17 protein-coding genes are annotated in these 17,279 nt (G+C 37.3%); 7 read left to right on the top strand and 10 right to left on the bottom strand.

Translation table 11 applies throughout. The annotated features are described in order from the left end of the window. Positions 1-25 precede the first annotated feature (25 nt). The 8 genes from F984_RS19935 to ispH form a co-directional block, all read right to left on the bottom strand. A complete protein-coding gene (locus F984_RS19935) occupies positions 26-451 on the bottom strand; it encodes a type IV pilin protein (RefSeq protein ID WP_004711692.1) in 426 nt (141 codons plus the stop codon). Beyond that, positions 448-930: a type IV pilin protein gene (locus tag F984_RS19930; RefSeq protein ID WP_004711690.1), complete on the bottom strand. Its 483-nt coding sequence runs from the start codon at positions 928-930 to the stop codon at positions 448-450. The genes F984_RS19935 and F984_RS19930 overlap by 4 nt, the downstream gene beginning before the upstream one ends. 12 nt (positions 931-942) lie before the next feature. After that, entirely contained in the window at positions 943-5,127 is a 4,185-nt protein-coding gene (locus tag F984_RS19925) for a pilus assembly protein (RefSeq protein ID WP_004711688.1), read from the bottom strand. Beyond that, positions 5,127-5,942, bottom strand: a complete 816-nt coding sequence (locus F984_RS19920; RefSeq protein WP_004711686.1) for a PilX N-terminal domain-containing pilus assembly protein — start codon at positions 5,940-5,942, stop codon at positions 5,127-5,129. Before F984_RS19920 ends, F984_RS19925 begins: the two co-directional genes overlap by 1 nt. Continuing rightward, complete coding sequence (locus F984_RS19915) at positions 5,939-6,937, bottom strand: PilW family protein (RefSeq protein ID WP_004711684.1); 999 nt, start codon at positions 6,935-6,937, stop codon at positions 5,939-5,941. The genes F984_RS19920 and F984_RS19915 overlap by 4 nt, the downstream gene beginning before the upstream one ends. Then, a complete protein-coding gene (pilV, locus tag F984_RS19910) occupies positions 6,937-7,497 on the bottom strand; it encodes a type IV pilus modification protein PilV (protein ID WP_080631582.1) in 561 nt (186 codons plus the stop codon). Before pilV ends, F984_RS19915 begins: the two co-directional genes overlap by 1 nt. Next, the gene (locus tag F984_RS19905) at positions 7,491-7,964 is read right to left on the bottom strand and encodes a pilus assembly FimT family protein (RefSeq protein WP_016803890.1); all 474 of its coding nucleotides are present in this window, start codon (positions 7,962-7,964) and stop codon (positions 7,491-7,493) included. Before F984_RS19905 ends, pilV begins: the two co-directional genes overlap by 7 nt. Before the next feature lie 168 nt (positions 7,965-8,132). Next, positions 8,133-9,083, bottom strand: a complete 951-nt coding sequence (ispH, locus tag F984_RS19900; RefSeq protein WP_002051768.1) for a 4-hydroxy-3-methylbut-2-enyl diphosphate reductase — start codon at positions 9,081-9,083, stop codon at positions 8,133-8,135. Between the two features lie 122 nt (positions 9,084-9,205). Here ispH and gmk point away from each other — a divergent pair, with 122 nt between their 5' ends. The 7 genes from gmk to bfr all read left to right on the top strand — a co-directional run bounded on the left by gmk (position 9,206) and on the right by bfr (position 14,129). Beyond that, positions 9,206-9,835, top strand: coding sequence for a guanylate kinase (gene gmk / locus F984_RS19895; RefSeq protein ID WP_002051739.1), 630 nt, complete (start codon positions 9,206-9,208; stop codon positions 9,833-9,835). 72 nt (positions 9,836-9,907) lie between these two features. Then, on the top strand, positions 9,908-10,186 hold the full coding sequence (rpoZ, locus tag F984_RS19890) for a DNA-directed RNA polymerase subunit omega (protein ID WP_000135049.1): 279 nt from the start codon (positions 9,908-9,910) through the stop codon (positions 10,184-10,186). Between the two features lie 38 nt (positions 10,187-10,224). Continuing rightward, the gene (locus F984_RS22840) at positions 10,225-10,356 is read left to right on the top strand and encodes a hypothetical protein (protein ID WP_102990545.1); all 132 of its coding nucleotides are present in this window, start codon (positions 10,225-10,227) and stop codon (positions 10,354-10,356) included. Between the two features lie 39 nt (positions 10,357-10,395). Further along, positions 10,396-12,501 carry a RelA/SpoT family protein gene (locus tag F984_RS19885; RefSeq protein WP_004711681.1) on the top strand — a complete coding sequence of 702 codons (2,106 nt, stop codon included), beginning with the start codon at positions 10,396-10,398 and terminating at the stop codon, positions 12,499-12,501. Positions 12,502-12,622: 121 nt separating this feature from the next. Next, positions 12,623-13,006, top strand: coding sequence for a RidA family protein (locus tag F984_RS19880; RefSeq protein ID WP_002051728.1), 384 nt, complete (start codon positions 12,623-12,625; stop codon positions 13,004-13,006). 219 nt (positions 13,007-13,225) lie between these two features. After that, complete coding sequence (locus F984_RS19875; RefSeq protein WP_000289091.1) at positions 13,226-13,420, top strand: bacterioferritin-associated ferredoxin; 195 nt, start codon at positions 13,226-13,228, stop codon at positions 13,418-13,420. A gap of 244 nt (positions 13,421-13,664) precedes the next feature. Next, complete coding sequence (gene bfr / locus F984_RS19870; protein WP_000678123.1) at positions 13,665-14,129, top strand: heteropolymeric bacterioferritin subunit Bfr; 465 nt, start codon at positions 13,665-13,667, stop codon at positions 14,127-14,129. Positions 14,130-14,169: 40 nt separating this feature from the next. Here bfr and F984_RS19865 read toward each other — a convergent pair whose 3' ends face one another. Beyond that, complete coding sequence (locus tag F984_RS19865; protein WP_004711680.1) at positions 14,170-15,798, bottom strand: PglL family O-oligosaccharyltransferase; 1,629 nt, start codon at positions 15,796-15,798, stop codon at positions 14,170-14,172. A 110-nt stretch (positions 15,799-15,908) separates the two neighbouring features. Further along, positions 15,909-17,219: an O-antigen ligase family protein gene (locus F984_RS19860; protein ID WP_004711679.1), complete on the bottom strand. Its 1,311-nt coding sequence runs from the start codon at positions 17,217-17,219 to the stop codon at positions 15,909-15,911. Between the last annotated feature and the right edge of the window lie 60 nt (positions 17,220-17,279).

Raw genomic sequence — 17,279 nt, 5'->3', positions numbered from 1 at the left:
AGTTATCCGCAGTTTTGAATTTAAATTACTCTGTCCAACTTGATGAAGCCGATAGTGCACAATCTGTAGCACCTTTTGCCCAAAATTTTTGCCCTTGATCATTTAAGCAAATAATTCCATCACCCGCTTGTGAAGTATTAGCGATTGGTGTTGCCGTAAGCACCCATGTCGAATCGTTTAAAGTAGTAAAAGCTAAAGTATATAAAGCTTTGCCCTGAACAGGACTCACATTAGAGCCATAAATTGATTGTATAGTTGCATTTGAGGGATAACGGTTATTCACCATTTTTTGAGACTCTAAAGTTTGTGCAATATTCATCATTTCAGATTGAACGGCTGTACGATTCCCTTTACGAACATATTGTAAATACGATGGAGTGGCTATCGCTACCAAAATTGCAATAATTGCCACCACAACCATAATTTCTATCAGTGTAAAACCATTCTTCACTGCCAACTCTCACTATTTGCTTCACATGTGTTACATGTAGTTGTTCCACCACAATCATTATCAACAGCAGTAGCTGTTAAGCTCTGGCAACGTAAACCTGAGTTTTTAGCAATAAAATTAAGATTTCTGGAATCTGTAGTAGTCGCTCTAATCACCCATGTCTGCCCATTCGCAGCAGAACTCGTTAATAAATTACCAGCAGTCGTATCATCAGTGATCTGAATCGTATACCCCCCACGAGTTAACGTTACAGAGGTTGTGGCAAATCCCCTATAAGTAAAATTTCTAGACTTATGCTGCTCCAATCGCTCAGCTAATTTTAAAATCTCACTCTTAGCGGCAGATGCGGTAGCTCTACGGGCATAACTTTGATAAGAAGGAACAGCAATAGCAACAAGAATAGCTAAAGTAAGAAGAGTGACCATAAGTTCAATCAGAGTAAAACCCCGATTGAACTTCAAATTATAGTATTTACTCATAAACCATCCCTTTTAGCGATACCGCTCATACCAGCGTGCAGGGATCAAATAGCTTGTGCATTGCCACTGCCCTGTTCCTTGCTCATTACCAGATAGCTTTAATTTTCCACAACTGTTTTGCGGAGATGGATTATCTTCACTAGGCACAAACGTAATATTGCGAACCCCTGAACCAATTACATTTAGGTTTTTTGTTCCATCTGTTCCAAAACCACTATTATCTTCCTTATTATGATTAATCGATCCATCAGTATTCAGACATACTCCAAATGGTAGACAATAAGTTTGTCGATCTGTTTCACCTACTACACGTGGTAAACAAGGGTCCGATGCAACAATACCCGTTCCTTGAGGGTCATAGACAGGAACGATTAAATTACCTGTAATTGCTATGGGTTCTTCAAAGGCTTTCATTCCCCCTTTAATACGGAAGCTATTATCAGCTTTTTCAGTACCATTGCTCGTACTGGAAAGTGATCGGTACCAACCTGCTTGACCTGTACCCGTACTTGGAAAGAAAACCTGCCCTACGCTCGTTTCGCCTGCTCTTAATATTTGTGGGTTTTTCCGTAGATTTGAGCGAATAAGATCCTTAGTTTCAAGCTGACTATCACTTAACGACATTAAATTCTTTTTGATAAAGTCTCTATCAATAATTCCATAAACATTATTTACAGGTCGACCACTAAGCGCCGTACTAGGAGACATACCTTCCCGGCCAATAATTGGATAAACATCTAGTGGTGTACTTCGATCACCAGAAGCGATACCAACAGTAATAAATGAGCGAACACCATAATCATGAATTGTTACGGTAGGCGGCTCATAAAAACGAGGGGCATTTCCACCTGTGTAATCATTTCCACTATCATTTGTTGTATCGTTTGTTGCCAGATTTGCCAATCTCACAACTCTTATACCGAAACTACTATAAGTCGAGTTAGTTTGAGTCTGATTATTATTAAGATCTACACGAAAGACTTGGCCACCTAAATCGCCAAAATACAAATGATCTACTAAGCCATCACCATCTCGGTCCAAAGTACTAATACGGCTAACAATACTATGCTTCATATTAGCGTTATCATTATTGGAACCTGTATCACTGGCCCACCATAAACGCTCTCCGGTTTTAGCATCGATAATATAGACAGCATTTCCTTTTGCCTTACCATTGCTAAAGCATGAGTCACTCAACGTGATATTTGGTTTCTCGTAGCATTGATCATAACCACCACCAACAATCATGACACGTCTAATCGCACCGTTATAACGAATATTTGCAAGTACAGGCTTAGACCAGCTTTGCCCCATACGGCTATAGTCAGATTGATCTGCACCTATTCTAAACATTAATTGTGGGGAACTTGGATTTAATACATTTAATCCATAATAGCTACTGCCCCCCATACGCATTCCACCATAAATATTCATTTGTTTAGCAGTAACTTTTGATACTGCTGAACTTCCTGAACCTGTAGTGGTAATGTTATATGCTGGATCCGATACCCACGCTCCATCCATACCTTGAGCAGGGGCTGTTGAATCACTTTGCCCTACCACTAAAGCTTTAGAAGCCACCGTATCATTTAATATATCGGCTGGGATAAATACCATTTGCTCAACCCCAGAAGAGGCATCTACGATATGCAATCCTCCTTCCATACTTCCGTAAAGAATAGATTGCTCACGTGCACTGGTTAAATTTCCATTTTGATCTAAAGTACCACTATAAGTCAGCTGTACCGGAAAAGAGTGGATACTCCCGCCCATCGATAAATAAGGGGCATTTGATGTAGTTAATGTGCTTGGTAGAGCTGTCGCCGTAATATCTGTCGGATAACCCAAGTAATTTAATAATTTTAATTTTAAGCTCACAGGGAATGTCTTCAAAACATCTTGTCCCGTAGAGCTATTAAATTTTCCTAGCACATAACTTGCAGTATTTGCTGGTGTATCAAAAGGATTTGTATTTACAGCAGGCGCAGCAGGAATTTTCAGTAAGTTAGTATTTGTAGTTGATATTTTAGTTAAACTACCATCTGCAGCCACGGTAGAAACATCAGTAAACAGATTTCGGATTTTATTTTTTGCAGCATAATAATATTTAGTAATATTACCTTGAGAATTTACCTCTTCTGGCTGACCTAAAGTTGGTAATGGTACATTGCTATAGGCTCCTCCTAAGAAAACTTTTCCGCCATCATTATAGCTAGAGCTATTCCAATAATCTTTTGTACCACTACGGAATGCTCCATTTGCATCATAGACCAGCCCACCAGAGTTCGCTTCAAATGCACCAGCATTTGAACCAGATAAAACCACATGATATTTTTTTAAGTTACCTCGCCAAGTCAGATAAGCATTTGCCGGATCTGGCTCAAAAGCCCGTAAATAACCATATTCCTGTAGGTTTTTAGGATTTAATGCATCATAAGGTACAGAAATCGCACCAGTAGTAAGAGGCTCTAAAGGCACCTTCCCTAAGTTATTAATAAATGCAATTACGCTATCGGTTACTCCCTGTGCACTTTGGGTAGGAAAAAATCCACCATTACCATAACCTGGGGCAGATACAGCATTTGTTCCCTGATTCGGAGAACATGCATCATCTCCACTTCTATCTATTTGAGTACGAGAACTCATTTTACAAGCGTTCTTCGCATCTGTAGTGCTCAAGGCATTTAATGCTGAACCAAAACCAACAAAAGCAGTTTGTATAGATACATTAGCTGGGTTTGTAGCATTATTAGCATCACTTTGAATTACCCCACCATTAAATAAGGCCTTAGCGAAGTTACTCATATAATCCCAGTTTGTACCACCGCTCAGTCCACCACTATTACTAAACGAGCTAAGGTTCAATGCAGAGGCTAAAACAGAAGAGTTTACGTTATTCGTTGGTTCACCATCAGACAAAATATAAACCCCTTGTCCATCACAACTTTGACGCTGACTAACGGGAGGTAATGGTGATTTATATGTAGTGTAGTTGGTATCTGGATCTTTTGAACTTTGAACGGAGCTATTAAATCCACTATAACTGTTTGTACCTAAAATTGTTTTAGTTTGATAGACACATGTACCAGCCACTGTATTAACCGTACATTGCGTATCATAGGTATCTGTTGTTGGATTAGTTAAAGAAGCCGCACTCCAAGTAGTACATCCATTAGAGTTATATGCTGTACAGCTTTGATAATTAGGTGTTGAACTGGTTACTTTAGTTTCACTATAGGTAGTTTTATAGTAATAGGTCGTTGTAGGATAAAACCATCCAGTCGTTTTATAATAATAAGTGGTGTAAGTCGTTATATTTCCATTTGTTGAGCTTGTAGTATTACTACTATAGTTAGATAAATTAGACTGGTTTGGAATTGAGGTCGGCGTATATGTACACTTTGTATTATCTGTTGAACCACTAGCTGAAGTATTACCACAGGCATAGTAAACGGTTTGTGACGTCTGAGTTAAAACTGGATAATATTTAAAATACATTGCCACATTTGCTGTAGTCGAGCTTAATGTTCGTGTTCCCATTAAGTAAGCTGCTGCCTCAGCATAAGCATTAGCAGTAGGCGTTCCTCCACTTGCTTCTAATCCAGCTACAGCATTTTTTAATGCAACTCTTTGTGCAGATCCTACAACGCCCAAATTTGCTGCTGGAACCAAAATTTCTCCGCTACTGCCATCACCAGTAGTACCACTACTGTATGTAGAGAAATGCCCCAATCCAACACTTACATTATTAAATATCGGGTTATTATTTTCTAAAAAAGAAAACATACCATCTTTTAGGCGCGTTAACCGGTCATAACAACGATAACTATTATCTGCCTGTTTCTCACATCCGGTTGCTAAATTAGTTACTTTGCTATTAGTGGTATTTGAGGAAACCCCGCAATAATACCGACGATAACTAGGAGTAGTTGTTGAGTTTACATAAGTAGTTGAACAACTTGTAATACCGTAATCATCATAAATACTATAACCGGACTGGATCGTACGCCCCATTGATCCAGAAGTATCTAGCATCATAACAATTGTTTTTTTACCTGCTGTAGGTGAGGCATAAATTTGTAAATCACTTGCCTGCACTACAGAACTTGACATAAGCCATGTAAATGTCATCGAAGTTGAATAGATGGCATACCATAATTTATTTGGTTTGAAATGTAGTTTCATGATATTCCCCATTATGAACCTGGCGCCATAGTTTCAGTAAGTTTATTGGTATAGTTAAATTCTTGAATCTGAGTACTAAAAGGTACGTTATGATTTGCCAAACAATCAGCTAACGTTTGTTTATTACTTAATGAGCTATCAAAGTTATCGCTGATCTTGGCACTATTTGTACTCAAACAATCTGCTTGCAAAGTTTGCATTGAGGTAGAAGCATAAGCAGGTAAAAAAGAAGTTGAAATCACTCGAATGCGTTGTGTAGAAAGCATACTCTTTGGTAAAGCAGTACCTTCAGACGCATTTGTTCCGCGTGGTAAATTTGAACCTGGAACATCATTAACGGCATCTGTTGGAATGCTTACAGCAATTTGTGTAACGACAGCTTGACGATTACTTCCATAATCAGTGGTCAGGTCACAAAAGCCAGCCACTCCTCCATCCTCTACCACGGCATTGTTAGCAGTTCCTGCTCGCAGTAGACTCGCATCTCGGGTTTGGGCAAAACTTACAGTGGTCGAAACTGGCTTATAGCAAAAATTATATTCCGATCCAGGATGACTCTCATTTTCTTTAAGTGCTGCTCCTAACACATTACTAATATTTGTAAGCGTCGTTGGATCCATCTGGGTGATGAGCTGTATAGGAGTATCAGAAGATTGAAAATTTAATTGGCCAATTTGGCTATTTGTTGCAACTTTCAAAGAAACAATAGCCACCCTAATGGCTAAAACCCCCACAGCAATAACAATTAACAAAATAATAAGCACAACAATAAGCGTCGCACCTTTTTGATGATGTTGGACTATATATTTGCTTCTCAAATGGGTCATAGTTTTTCCCCCATTGCATTACGTAAAGCAATTGTTGTGCTATAAACGCGTCGCAAGAATCGTGAACTTGTATCTGAGGCATGTACTGTTTGATCTAACATTACAAAAGTTTGATTAGGATCGACTGCTTTGTTTTGAGCATTATTGGTAGAACGCGCTAATACAGAAATTTGTATGGATAAGATACGTGGAGCTAATTGTGTAGGGGTCGCATCTCTTGCAGCTTGTGCAGCCACTCGATATTGAGGAATAGTGTAATAAGCAAAATTACCAGCTGCATTTTTCGCGCCTAATAGAACATGAAAATGATCAATACGTGGCAATATAATTTGACCCGCATCTCCAAACCCATCAACTGATGTTGGTTGAGCTGTAGGTGTGGTAGAAGGTGTATTTGCATCACATGCTAGGGCATAATCTTGTTGTGAACTCCCATTATTATCGAGACGTAAAAAATAGCGCTCTACAACAAGATCACCCGCCAAAACATTTGCACCTTCACAATTTGTCATATTAGAAGGAGCAATAAATTGAATAGTAAGCTGATCACTCTGTATAGTTGCATTTGAACTGTTCTGTATATTTGAAAGGCCTTTCCACTGGTTATTTAAGGTACTTACTGTATCGCCTGCACCACGGCTTAATAAAGCATCTGCGATATAGGCGTTAGTCCCCGTATTAGGCACAAAATTTACATTGTTATTATTGGTAGCAGTAGAACCCGTTAACACTATCCCTCCCCAAGGAGTAGTATCATTTAACTGAGGATTTATAATATTTCCATAATTTACAAGTCGTATGTCACGTATAATATAATCCAGACCAAAAATACCACTATCTTGTATTTCAGCATTCGCTTTTTGTAGACGACTTGATAAAATTCCACCTATAAACAATTGAGTAGCAGCTGCAACAAGAATTAAACCTAAAGCCAAAGCAACCATAAGTTCAATTAAGGTAAATCCTTGCTGCTTTTCTATAAATGATCGATTCATCAATATGTCTCCATCATTAAACACTTAGAATTAGAGACATAAATTCCACTACTAGTGATGCAATTTGATACATCTACAGTTGATGTACTCCCACTTGTACTCGTTAAAGGTAAAGTTTTCCCCCAAAAAGCGAATAAACATTGCCTTTGTAAAGTCATAGTTGAAGTAACGCCTGGACAATTTGTCATTGTAATTTTGATACCCAGCTGATCTGCATTTTTTGCTGTTTGATATGCGTCAAATTGAGCAAGCTGTGAAGGCGTACACGGCGTATTAAAGCAGGAAGTCGGAGCCACTGTAGTTGATGAAAAATTACTATAACTACGCACAAATGCTGGATATTGACCAGCTTGAACACTATTTGTGCGAATATTTTCAGCTAACCCCCTCATGACTATCATCGCCTGAGATTTAGTTAATGCTTCTGAAGATGCATCCATTGCCCTAATCTGAAGTGCTACATAACCAAGCACTCCTATTGCAAGTAGAATTAAAGCGACTAAAACTTCTATTAAACCAACACCTGCTTGAGCTTTCAGATTGTTTAAATGCATTAGCATGTCTCCTCAGCTTTAAAAACCAAAGCTCCAAGTTTTGTAAGTATAAAATTTTTCTTTTTATTTATTCTTGAATTACAAATAGATATAAGTGCATCCTGAGTAATATTACTCACAACTCCATTTGCGTTAAATGTTAAAGTAGTGATAGCTAAAGAACTTTGGGTATTATCAGCAGCTATATTTTTTAGCGTTAGGGTGTTGTTAGAAGTAGGTTGCCAATTTAATAAAGTGGCCGTATTAGAAGCCGCTGAATTCAAATTAACTGAAACATTCTGACGACCAAGCACAGCCTGACTTTTCGCCTCAGATAGAGTGCTAATTAAATCTCTTTGATTAGTATCTAAACGTTTACTTTCTAATAAATTTGACATAGACGGCGCAGCCATCATTGCAATAATAGCCATGACTGCAATTGTTACGATGAGTTCCACTAAGGTGAACCCTTCTTGCGGAGTAATTCCCCTCATCCCCATAACCCCAAATAAATTTAAAACTTTTTATTTATATATAAATTTTACGCTCTACTTTTACAAAACGAATACAAACCAGATAAAGGGTATAAAAAAACAGATAACCGTCATTTGACAATCATCTGTTTAAATTTTTTAAAATCAGCATGTTAAACAAGTCACATTTTATGCTTGAGTCACATGAATACGTAATTCTTTAGGAAGACTAAAAGTAATATTTTCTTCACGCCCTTCTAACTCTTTAGGTGCTTGGGCTCCCCAGTCCTGTAAACGTTGAATCACTTGTTTAATTAAAATTTCTGGAGCAGAAGCGCCTGCTGTAACGCCAATTTTACAAGTATCATTGAACCATGATTGTTCAAGCTGATCGGCGTTATCTACTAGATAGGCAGCTTTGCCCATGCGTTCAGCAAGCTCTCGTAAACGATTCGAATTTGATGAATTAGGTGATCCAACAACTAATACGACATCGCATTTTTCAGCTAAATCACGTACGGCATCTTGTCTATTTTGAGTTGCATAACAAATATCATCTTTGCGTGGCCCTTGAATTTTAGGGAACTTCGCACGCAAAGCATCAATGACTTTCGCAGTATCATCAATAGATAAAGTCGTTTGTGTAACAAAAGCTAATTTTTCTGGATGTCTGACTTCAAGCGCTGCTACATCGGCTTCATCTTCGACCAAATAAATGTCACCGCCTTTTAATTTGTCATATTGCCCCATTGTTCCTTCCACTTCTGGGTGCCCTTCATGACCAATTAAAATCGCTTCTGTACCTTCACGGGCATATTTAGTCACTTCAATATGCACTTTCGTAACAAGCGGACAAGTCGCATCAAAAACTTTGAGACCTCGACGCTCTGCTTCTTGCTGAACCGCTTTTGAAACTCCGTGCGCACTGAAAATTACAATAGAATCATCTGGCACTTGATCCAGCTCATCAACGAAAACAGCCCCTCTTTGACGTAAGTCATCTACCACAAATTTATTGTGGACAACTTCATGACGCACATAAATAGGTGGATTAAAACATTCCAAAGCCCGATTGACGATTGCTATGGCTCGATCAACACCGGCACAAAAACCACGCGGATTAGCTAACACAATTTCCATAACAGCCTCAAAATTAATAAAACAGGGGAAGTTCTCGTAAATATTTGCAGTTAAAACTATTCAGTTTAAACGCACGGTACACTACAATAGCGAAGATATTTTATCATATCAGGAAAAATATCATGTCGGGTCTATTGTTTGTCGTTTCTGCTGCATCAGGAACGGGCAAAACATCTTTGGTGAAAGCCCTACTTGACCGTGTGAGCAATTTACATGTTTCAGTTTCGCATACTACCCGAGGTCAACGACCAGGTGAGTTAGATGGTGTTCACTATCATTTCACAACAAAAGATGTCTTTTTAGACCAAGTAAATCAAGGTGGATTTATTGAATACGCTGAAGTATTTGGTAACTACTACGGCACTTCTCAAGCAACTGTTAAACAACAATTAGCTCAAGGGCATGATGTCTTGCTTGAAATTGACTGGCAAGGTGCTGAGCAAGTACGTAAACTCTTTCCTGAATCTAAACAGATCTTTATCTTACCACCTACTCAATTCGATTTACGTCAACGGTTATCTAACCGTGGCACAGACTCTGTGGAAGTTATCGAACATCGCTTAAGCTGTGCTGTGGAAGACATGCAACACTATGTAAATTTTGATTACATTATTATTAATGATGACTTTAATAAAGCACTTCATGAGCTTGAAGCAGTAATTACTGCAAACCGCTTAGTGTTATCTCAACAAGCAAATAGACACCAAGCATTAATTCAGGACTTGATTACTCCTCAACCAAAACAGGAATAACTTGAGTCTAGAACGAAAGCCTTTTATACTATTTAGTCTGTTCAAATTTACCATTCCAAAACGAGAACTTTTATGGCACGCGTCACCGTTGAAGATTGTTTAGATCATGTAGACAACCGTTTTGAGCTTGTGCTCGTTGCAAGTAAACGTGCTCGTCAATTGGCACGTCAAGGCATGGAGCCAACTGTAGAATGGGATAACGACAAACCAACAGTTGTTGCTTTACGCGAAATCGCTGTAGGTCACGTAACGAAAGAAATTCTTAAACAACGTGAGCAAGATTATCAAACTTCTAGTCTTGATCTTGCCCTTTCTACAAACAGTTTAAATTTAGAAGGTTTTTCTTTCTAATTACTCCTGTTTCTATAAAAAACCATCGTTTCTTTGCGATGGTTTTTTATTTGGCTTCTTTATATTTAAAAACATATTGGCAAAAGCAATTATTTTCATTGAAAAAAAAATACACTTTTTCAAACGAAAAAATTGACAAGTTCCGCAATATGCTTTTCATTAAGAAGTAGATAGATTTAGTTTTTTAAGTAACAGAAAAAGGGTGGTCTATGCCAGGCGAAGAGGTCAGCCAAGCCAAGCAACAGCTCAAATTAATTATCGAACCTTACTTATCAGTAAGTGAAGTCGAGAAAGTGCTTGCTGCCTGTGATTTTGGAGATCTGGCACACACTGGTATTACCCGTAAAAGTGGTGAACCTTATATTTTGCATCCTATTGCTGTCAGCTGTATCTTAGCTAATATGCGTTTAGATCCGGAAACTTTAATGGCAGCGCTCTTACATGACGTCATTGAAGATACTCAATATACCAAAGATGATATTATTGAGCGCTTTGGGCAAACAGTTGCAGAACTCGTTGATGGCGTAACTAAGCTAAGCCAGTCAAGCGATAAAGAATATAATAAAGCCGCATCTTTCAGAAAAATTCTGCAAGCAACCTTACAAGATCCACGTGTTATTATTATTAAACTAGCTGATCGCTATCATAATATGACCACATTGGGTGCTCTGCGTCCCGATAAACGTGCTCGTATCGCGCAAGAAACTTTTGATATTTTTGTACCTATGGCAAGATTAGTCGGCATGAATGAAATGGCCGATAATCTTGAAAATTTATGTTATCAAAATCTTGATTTAGATATGTTTGATAACGTTCAAAATGCTTTACTTCAAACCAAACCCGAACGATGTAAATATCAAAGTATTTGGGAACAAAATCTTGCAGAGCTTCTGCACAATTATCACATTCAAGGTCGTATTAAAAAGAAAAATAATAATATTGAGTTATTACGCCATTTCGTTAAAAACGAAATGGATTTACAAGAGCTGACTCATAGTCATGCTTTTGAAATCGTTTTACAGTCTATTGCTGACTGCGACCGCTTAGTGGCAGCATTAAAAGAAAATTTCCAAGTCATCCAGTATCAAGATCATATCCGCCGTCCACTACCTGGCGGGAATCAGTCTCTACTGATTAAGCTCAAAGGCGAAAAAACTACGTTATCACTCACCATCCAAACTGAATTGATGCGTAAAGCTGCCCGTTTTGGTGTGGTATTAGGTGAAAATGCTCCACAAACTTGTCGCTCTGCCATTCAGGCATCAATGCAAAATTTAAATACACTCATTGATAGTGAATGTGCTAAGACAACTTTTAACGATTTACTTGATTATCTACATCAAGAAAAAATTTGGGTCTATACCCCACATGGTCAATTACATGAATTACCACAAGGTGCAACAGTAGTTGATTTTGCCTATTCAGCCAGTCTTTTCTTGGGTAACCATGCGGTAGGTGCGAAAGTTGATGGTGAAATTAAGCCACTTTCAACACCCCTAGTCAGTGGACAAGTTATTGAGATTATTACTGATGTTTTAGCAACTCCAAATCCAGATTGGCTTAGCTTTATTAATACTCAGAAAGCTCGTCGTGCTTTACAACACGTGCTCAAAGATCAAGATATTGAAGAACAACGCTTAGTAGGTGCCCAAGCACTTTCACGCGCTTTGAAACTCTTTAATCGTTCAATCAACGACCTTTCAGATGCAGATTGGCTAGACCTCTTACAATGGCGTCATATTGACAATAAAAATGCATTATTTGAGCAAATTGCAGTTGGAGATTTACTTCCTCAACTTGTAGCCAACCACTTGTTTGCAAATGATAAACATCCACAAGTAGAAAATTCGGACCGATTAATTCAAGGTACTGAAGGTATCGATGTTAAATATGCTCACTGCTGTAACCCAATTTTAGGTGATTTAATTCAAGGTCATTTAACACGTCGTGGCCTAATTGTGCATCGTATTCGTTGTCATAATTTACTTCATGAACAACATCTACATCCAGAAAATATTATGCCGCTTCAATGGAAAGCAGATGATGTAGATGATGTACGATTTACAGCCTACCTTGCGATTTATATGGCAATGAATGATGAACAGGTATCAGATCTCATCTATCAATGCCGTAAAAATAATGCGGGGGTGGAAATGGTGCATTCCAATGAGCAACGTACTTTCGTCAATATTGTAGTCAACAATCGTAAACATATTGCGAAAGTCATTCGTGATTTACGAATGCACTATGGATTCCCACGTATTGAGCGTTTGGATGCCCCTGCTCCACAAGCAGAAGTTTCTAAAGTCAGCTAAAAATTGTTCTACTTTACTAAAATCTAACTTTCCATAAGCACCTAATTAATTAAATCGATGATACTTTTGTCAAAACCTATCATCGATTATGATGGAAAAAGATTTAATCAAGGAGAACCAAATGTCCCGCCAAGTCATTCATACTGAAAATGCCCCTGCTGCTATCGGCACATATTCTCAAGCTATTTTAGTAGGTAACACACTCTATCTATCAGGGCAAATTGGTTTAGACCCTTACAGTATGGAACTTGTAGACGGTATTGAAGCTCAAATCCGCCGTGTATTCGATAATCTCAAAGCAGTATGTGAAGCTGCGGGTGGCTCACTTGCAGATATTGCAAAGCTCAATATTTTCCTTACTGATTTATCTAATTTCCAGCTTGTAAATCAAATTATGGGCGAATATTTTGCTCAGCCATACCCAGCTCGTGCAGCACTTGGGGTAGCAAGTCTACCTAAAGGCGCATTAGTAGAAATGGATGGAATTGTAATTATTAATCAATAAGATAAATATTTAAGGAAAAAATAATCCCTAAATATTTAGTTCTAAAATTAGATACCGCTATGCTTAGAAATCTAAACAACCATTAGATTTCCGCTTAGGCGGTATTTTTTTATCCAAAATCCCAATAAAGATAAATGAGATTTTAAATGAATTTCATTGACAAACGATAATAATTATCAATAATATCAATTATCGCATTTATATTTGGGGATTACTCCCATGTACGTTTGCTTGTGTCGTGGCATTACCGATCAGGATATTAAAGACGCTATTGAAAATGGCGCTGAAAGCTATCGTGAAATTCGCGATTTGCTTGACCTCGGTACTTGCTGTGGACGCTGTGCACCAGAAGCACGTGCTATTATTAGTGAAGAATTAGCAGAAATTGCTGCGCGCATTTCTGTAGCTGCATAATAAAAATTAGTATTTAACAGTAAATTATTGACTCCTCCACCGCTTTTTGCGGAACGTTAACTGTTCCTCATTCAAGCGGTTTTTTTTGGAAGGAAATTCAGCTTTACCAATATTGTGTTGTTTTTGATTGCGATTTTCATTTGCTGTTCTATAAATTACTCGCCATATCCGTGAATGTTCACTAAAATGAATTCATAGATTGCCTTAATTGGATTAAGGCAGAAATTGTTTTGGAGTAGCTACAATGAAAGGCAATCGTGATGTAATTAATCAGCTTAACCAAGTGCTGTATCATCATTTAACTGCAATTAACCAATACTTTTTACACTCTCGCATGTTTAATGACTGGGGAATTGAACAACTGGGTTCTGCTGAATATAAAGAATCAATTCGTCAAATGAAGCATGCCGACAAGATTATTGAACGTATCTTATTTTTAGAAGGTCTCCCTAATCTTCAACACTTAGGTAAATTGTATATCGGTCAACATACAGAAGAAGTTCTGCAATGCGACATCCGTAAAGTAAAAGAAAATATTGAAGCAATTCAGAAAGCGGTCGCTTTAGCCGAAACCGAACAAGACTATGTAACGCGTGATTTGGTACAAGAAATCTTAGAAAAAGAGGAAGAATATTGGGATTGGTTAGATACTCAAATTGATCTTATTGGTAGTGTGGGTATTGAGAATTATATCCAGAGCCAAATGTAATTTCTCATAAAAAAATCCCCTTGAATACAAGGGGATTTTTTTATTTATCTTTTAATAATTGCGGCAGTGTTATTTGCTGTCCATAAAGGTGCTGCAAAATAAATATTTGTCGCTCTGCCTGATCTATTTTTCCATTATAAGCAAGTAACTGAGCATATTTACGTAAATTATAGGGGGTTGCTTTGTTCTTCACAAAATTTCCCCATTGAATTAACTCTGCTTCAGATAAAGTTACATGAGGATTAAGCGCAATCCACTTTAAACGCTGCTCAAATTGGGTTAGAACAAAAATCTGGTCACTTCCCATAAGCTCGGCATTTGGCTGCTTATTTTTAAATAGTAAATTACTATTCATGACATATACGTTGTAATCACGCCAAATTGCGATCATAAGTATTAAGCTAACACCCCAAATTAAATGCAGAAGATGTTTACCTAGTACAAAACCTTTCAGTATTGGAGTCTGTGCTTGAATTACACCCAATAAAAAGCCACAAGTCAGTAAGAAATAAGCATAACGCTGCGGAAATTCTAACATGGCATGAATAAGTACTGTACAGACCATCATCACTGCAATAATCGAAATTGTTTCTTTCGCTTGTTGATTTAACCAAAACAACCAACATGTAAAGTAAGCAATAATCACGATACCAATTGGAATACCATTCCAAATAATAAGATCTAGCAACACATTGTGAGCGCTGGTCGTCCATTCTGTCGTTGGAAAAAGAGCATAAGCGGACATTTGAGCAACACTAGTTTGATTCCACCCATATCCCAACCAAGGATGCTGCTGTACAGCGAGTAACATTTGCGTCCAGATATTAAAACGCAAATAACCCGAGCTTGCCCGTTCAGCCAAGCTACTCGCCTGAGTTATATCTGTATGCGACCATGCCTCAATTAAGCTTGTAAGAAATGGTAAAACTAAGCTCGCCATGAGGAAAAAGCCAGCACACCATAATAAGCCTTGAAAAAGTCCAAAACGCTTCGGTTTGTTAAATTGCTTAATAGCCCAATAGGTGAGTAAAAATGGAAAAACAATCCAAGAAGTGCGTGATTGACTTAGGACAACTGCAAATAAAATAGTTAGTGCTGATGGCAAGAGTAACCAAACTGAAGCCTTATTCTTTTCATATAAATATAAGCATCCTAATAACCCCATAATGAGAAAGGTTGCCATATTATTGGGTTGGCCAAAGTTACCGTAAGGTCGATTACCAATTAAATGCAACATATGTGCAAAATGCGTATCAATATTTAACCACTGGCAAACCGCAATAAAGCTAGTTACAACTGAAACAATAACAGCAAGCAGGCTAAACCCTGTAAAAATTTGGTCCCGCTGCTGATAATCTAATGACAGGTTATAGCCAGCCACAACCATAAACCAAAAGCCTAATAAGTAAAGTGAACTTAACAAAGCTGTACTAAAATCAAAAACCAGACCAAAAGCCCACTGCACCACTGGAATTAAAATAAATGGCAATAGTAATAATTGCGCCCGCGGAATTTTTATATTTTGATAAAAAAGTGCAGCTACGGCACTTAGACCTGCCGCAAAGGTACTCATTTCACTAGAAAACATCACCCAAGGGTTATAGTGAAATGGAGATAGCCATGCAAAACCTAACAGGATTGCTGCGAGGAATAAAAAGAATACTTGCATAGTGACAGGTTACAGACCAAAAACTTGAGAAGAATTATACATGGAAGCTTTAAAAAGAAATGTAATAAAGCTAGCGCATCTTAGTCGAACTATAGTATCCCCAAGATAAATTATGGAATCTGGGTAGTTGGAATTAGATGTTCAGTTCCGCCATATTCCCAAAAGTTTGGAGCCATTCTTCCCACATAACTGCTGCATCCCCAACACATTAAATCTTGCCCTAAATAAGTTATTGTAATGTATAAAAATAAAGCCCCCCATAAGCTGATAAGTACTTTGGTAGACAAAAAAGAAAATTGAGAACTAGAAGTTACTTTCCTTTGAGAAAATGCAAAAGCTATAAAAAATATACAAGCGATTTGTGAAGTTGGATATACCATGCTACCAGAGAACATTGCATCAATTAAAATTGCAGTAACACCAGCTTTTGCAATGGGTAAACTTCCCTTATTCAAAAATAATTTTACTAGTTGATAAGTCATCCAAACTAGAAATATATATCCAATCGCTCCCCATTCAAAAATTAATCTTAAATAAAGATTATGTATATGATGGCCATATTGATATTGGATTCTAGATAAATATCCCCCTCCCACTCCACTAAAGGGATGCTGTTTCCATTGCTCAAATACAAAATGCCACATTTCGGCACGTAAAGATGTACCTGATCGCATTACAGTCATCGTATTTTTATCTGCAAAATAAGCTGTACCTTTATAAACTATAAAAGCTGAAAATATATACAAAAATATTTTTAGCACCAATCTACGATTTTCTTTTGATAAAAGGAAAAATATTATTAGACCAGTTATGATTGCAAACAAAGCAGAACGTGCACCATCAAAAAACCAGGCTAGAGAAAAAAAGAAAATTGTGATTGGATAGAAATAATCGATATGAGGATATTTGTTATTTTTTAAAAAAATCAGGAAGAAAAATAGAGGAACAATAACGCTATCATAGATCCGAATCGTGCCCGAGTTAAACTGCCAGTCATACCATTGTTTAGTAAAAATAAATTTAATGATAGAAATAAGAATAAATGAACATGGAATTAATGCTGAAACTATAATCAAAGCTATGACATGTTGTAGATAAGTTTTACCTTTTAACTCAAATACTAAAATAGATAATATAAATAATAATGCTATGGCTGACCATAATTCTTGAAACTGGAAGATATTCCAATTTATTTGTTGAATCGATATTAATATTGCAATAATAAAAAAAGTAATTTTAGTGTAAATCGAATATTCTATTTTTTTTGTAAAGATTAGGCTTAATAACGCATACAAGGCTAGAGGAAATTGTAATAAGCGGAGTTCATCGTATTGTGAACTAGACCACCCTATTTGATATCCCATTAAAGCAATAATGAGATAAATTCCCATTAATAATAAAATAATATTCTTTTTTAGCATATTTTATTCACTAAGTAAGAAGAGAGGCCTAAGCCTCTCTTCTTTATAGAACTAAATTTT

This window comes from Acinetobacter nosocomialis NIPH 2119, from assembly GCF_000368085.1.
Classification (GTDB): Bacteria; Pseudomonadota; Gammaproteobacteria; order Pseudomonadales; family Moraxellaceae; genus Acinetobacter; species Acinetobacter nosocomialis.
This window is presented reverse-complemented; position numbering and strand designations above follow the sequence as displayed.

What these genes read in the sequence shown, in the direction of transcription:
- F984_RS19915 (WP_004711684.1), bottom strand. Translation starts at nt 6,937, where the DNA reads ATGAATCGATCATTTATAGAAAAGCAGCAAGGATTTACCTTAATTGAA.
- F984_RS19860 (WP_004711679.1), bottom strand. Translation starts at nt 17,219, where the DNA reads ATGCTAAAAAAGAATATTATTTTATTATTAATGGGAATTTATCTCATT.
- F984_RS19865 (WP_004711680.1), bottom strand. Translation starts at nt 15,798, where the DNA reads ATGCAAGTATTCTTTTTATTCCTCGCAGCAATCCTGTTAGGTTTTGCA.
- F984_RS19930 (WP_004711690.1), bottom strand. Translation starts at nt 930, where the DNA reads ATGAGTAAATACTATAATTTGAAGTTCAATCGGGGTTTTACTCTGATT.
- pilV (WP_080631582.1), bottom strand. Translation starts at nt 7,497, where the DNA reads ATGCTAATGCATTTAAACAATCTGAAAGCTCAAGCAGGTGTTGGTTTA.
- F984_RS22840 (WP_102990545.1), top strand. Translation starts at nt 10,225, where the DNA reads ATGGTTTTTTATTTGGCTTCTTTATATTTAAAAACATATTGGCAAAAG.
- F984_RS19885 (WP_004711681.1), top strand. Translation starts at nt 10,396, where the DNA reads ATGCCAGGCGAAGAGGTCAGCCAAGCCAAGCAACAGCTCAAATTAATT.
- rpoZ (WP_000135049.1), top strand. Translation starts at nt 9,908, where the DNA reads ATGGCACGCGTCACCGTTGAAGATTGTTTAGATCATGTAGACAACCGT.
- F984_RS19920 (WP_004711686.1), bottom strand. Translation starts at nt 5,942, where the DNA reads ATGACCCATTTGAGAAGCAAATATATAGTCCAACATCATCAAAAAGGT.
- F984_RS19880 (WP_002051728.1), top strand. Translation starts at nt 12,623, where the DNA reads ATGTCCCGCCAAGTCATTCATACTGAAAATGCCCCTGCTGCTATCGGC.
- bfr (WP_000678123.1), top strand. Translation starts at nt 13,665, where the DNA reads ATGAAAGGCAATCGTGATGTAATTAATCAGCTTAACCAAGTGCTGTAT.
- F984_RS19925 (WP_004711688.1), bottom strand. Translation starts at nt 5,127, where the DNA reads ATGGGGAATATCATGAAACTACATTTCAAACCAAATAAATTATGGTAT.
- F984_RS19875 (WP_000289091.1), top strand. Translation starts at nt 13,226, where the DNA reads ATGTACGTTTGCTTGTGTCGTGGCATTACCGATCAGGATATTAAAGAC.
- gmk (WP_002051739.1), top strand. Translation starts at nt 9,206, where the DNA reads ATGTCGGGTCTATTGTTTGTCGTTTCTGCTGCATCAGGAACGGGCAAA.
- ispH (WP_002051768.1), bottom strand. Translation starts at nt 9,083, where the DNA reads ATGGAAATTGTGTTAGCTAATCCGCGTGGTTTTTGTGCCGGTGTTGAT.
- F984_RS19905 (WP_016803890.1), bottom strand. Translation starts at nt 7,964, where the DNA reads ATGAGGGGAATTACTCCGCAAGAAGGGTTCACCTTAGTGGAACTCATC.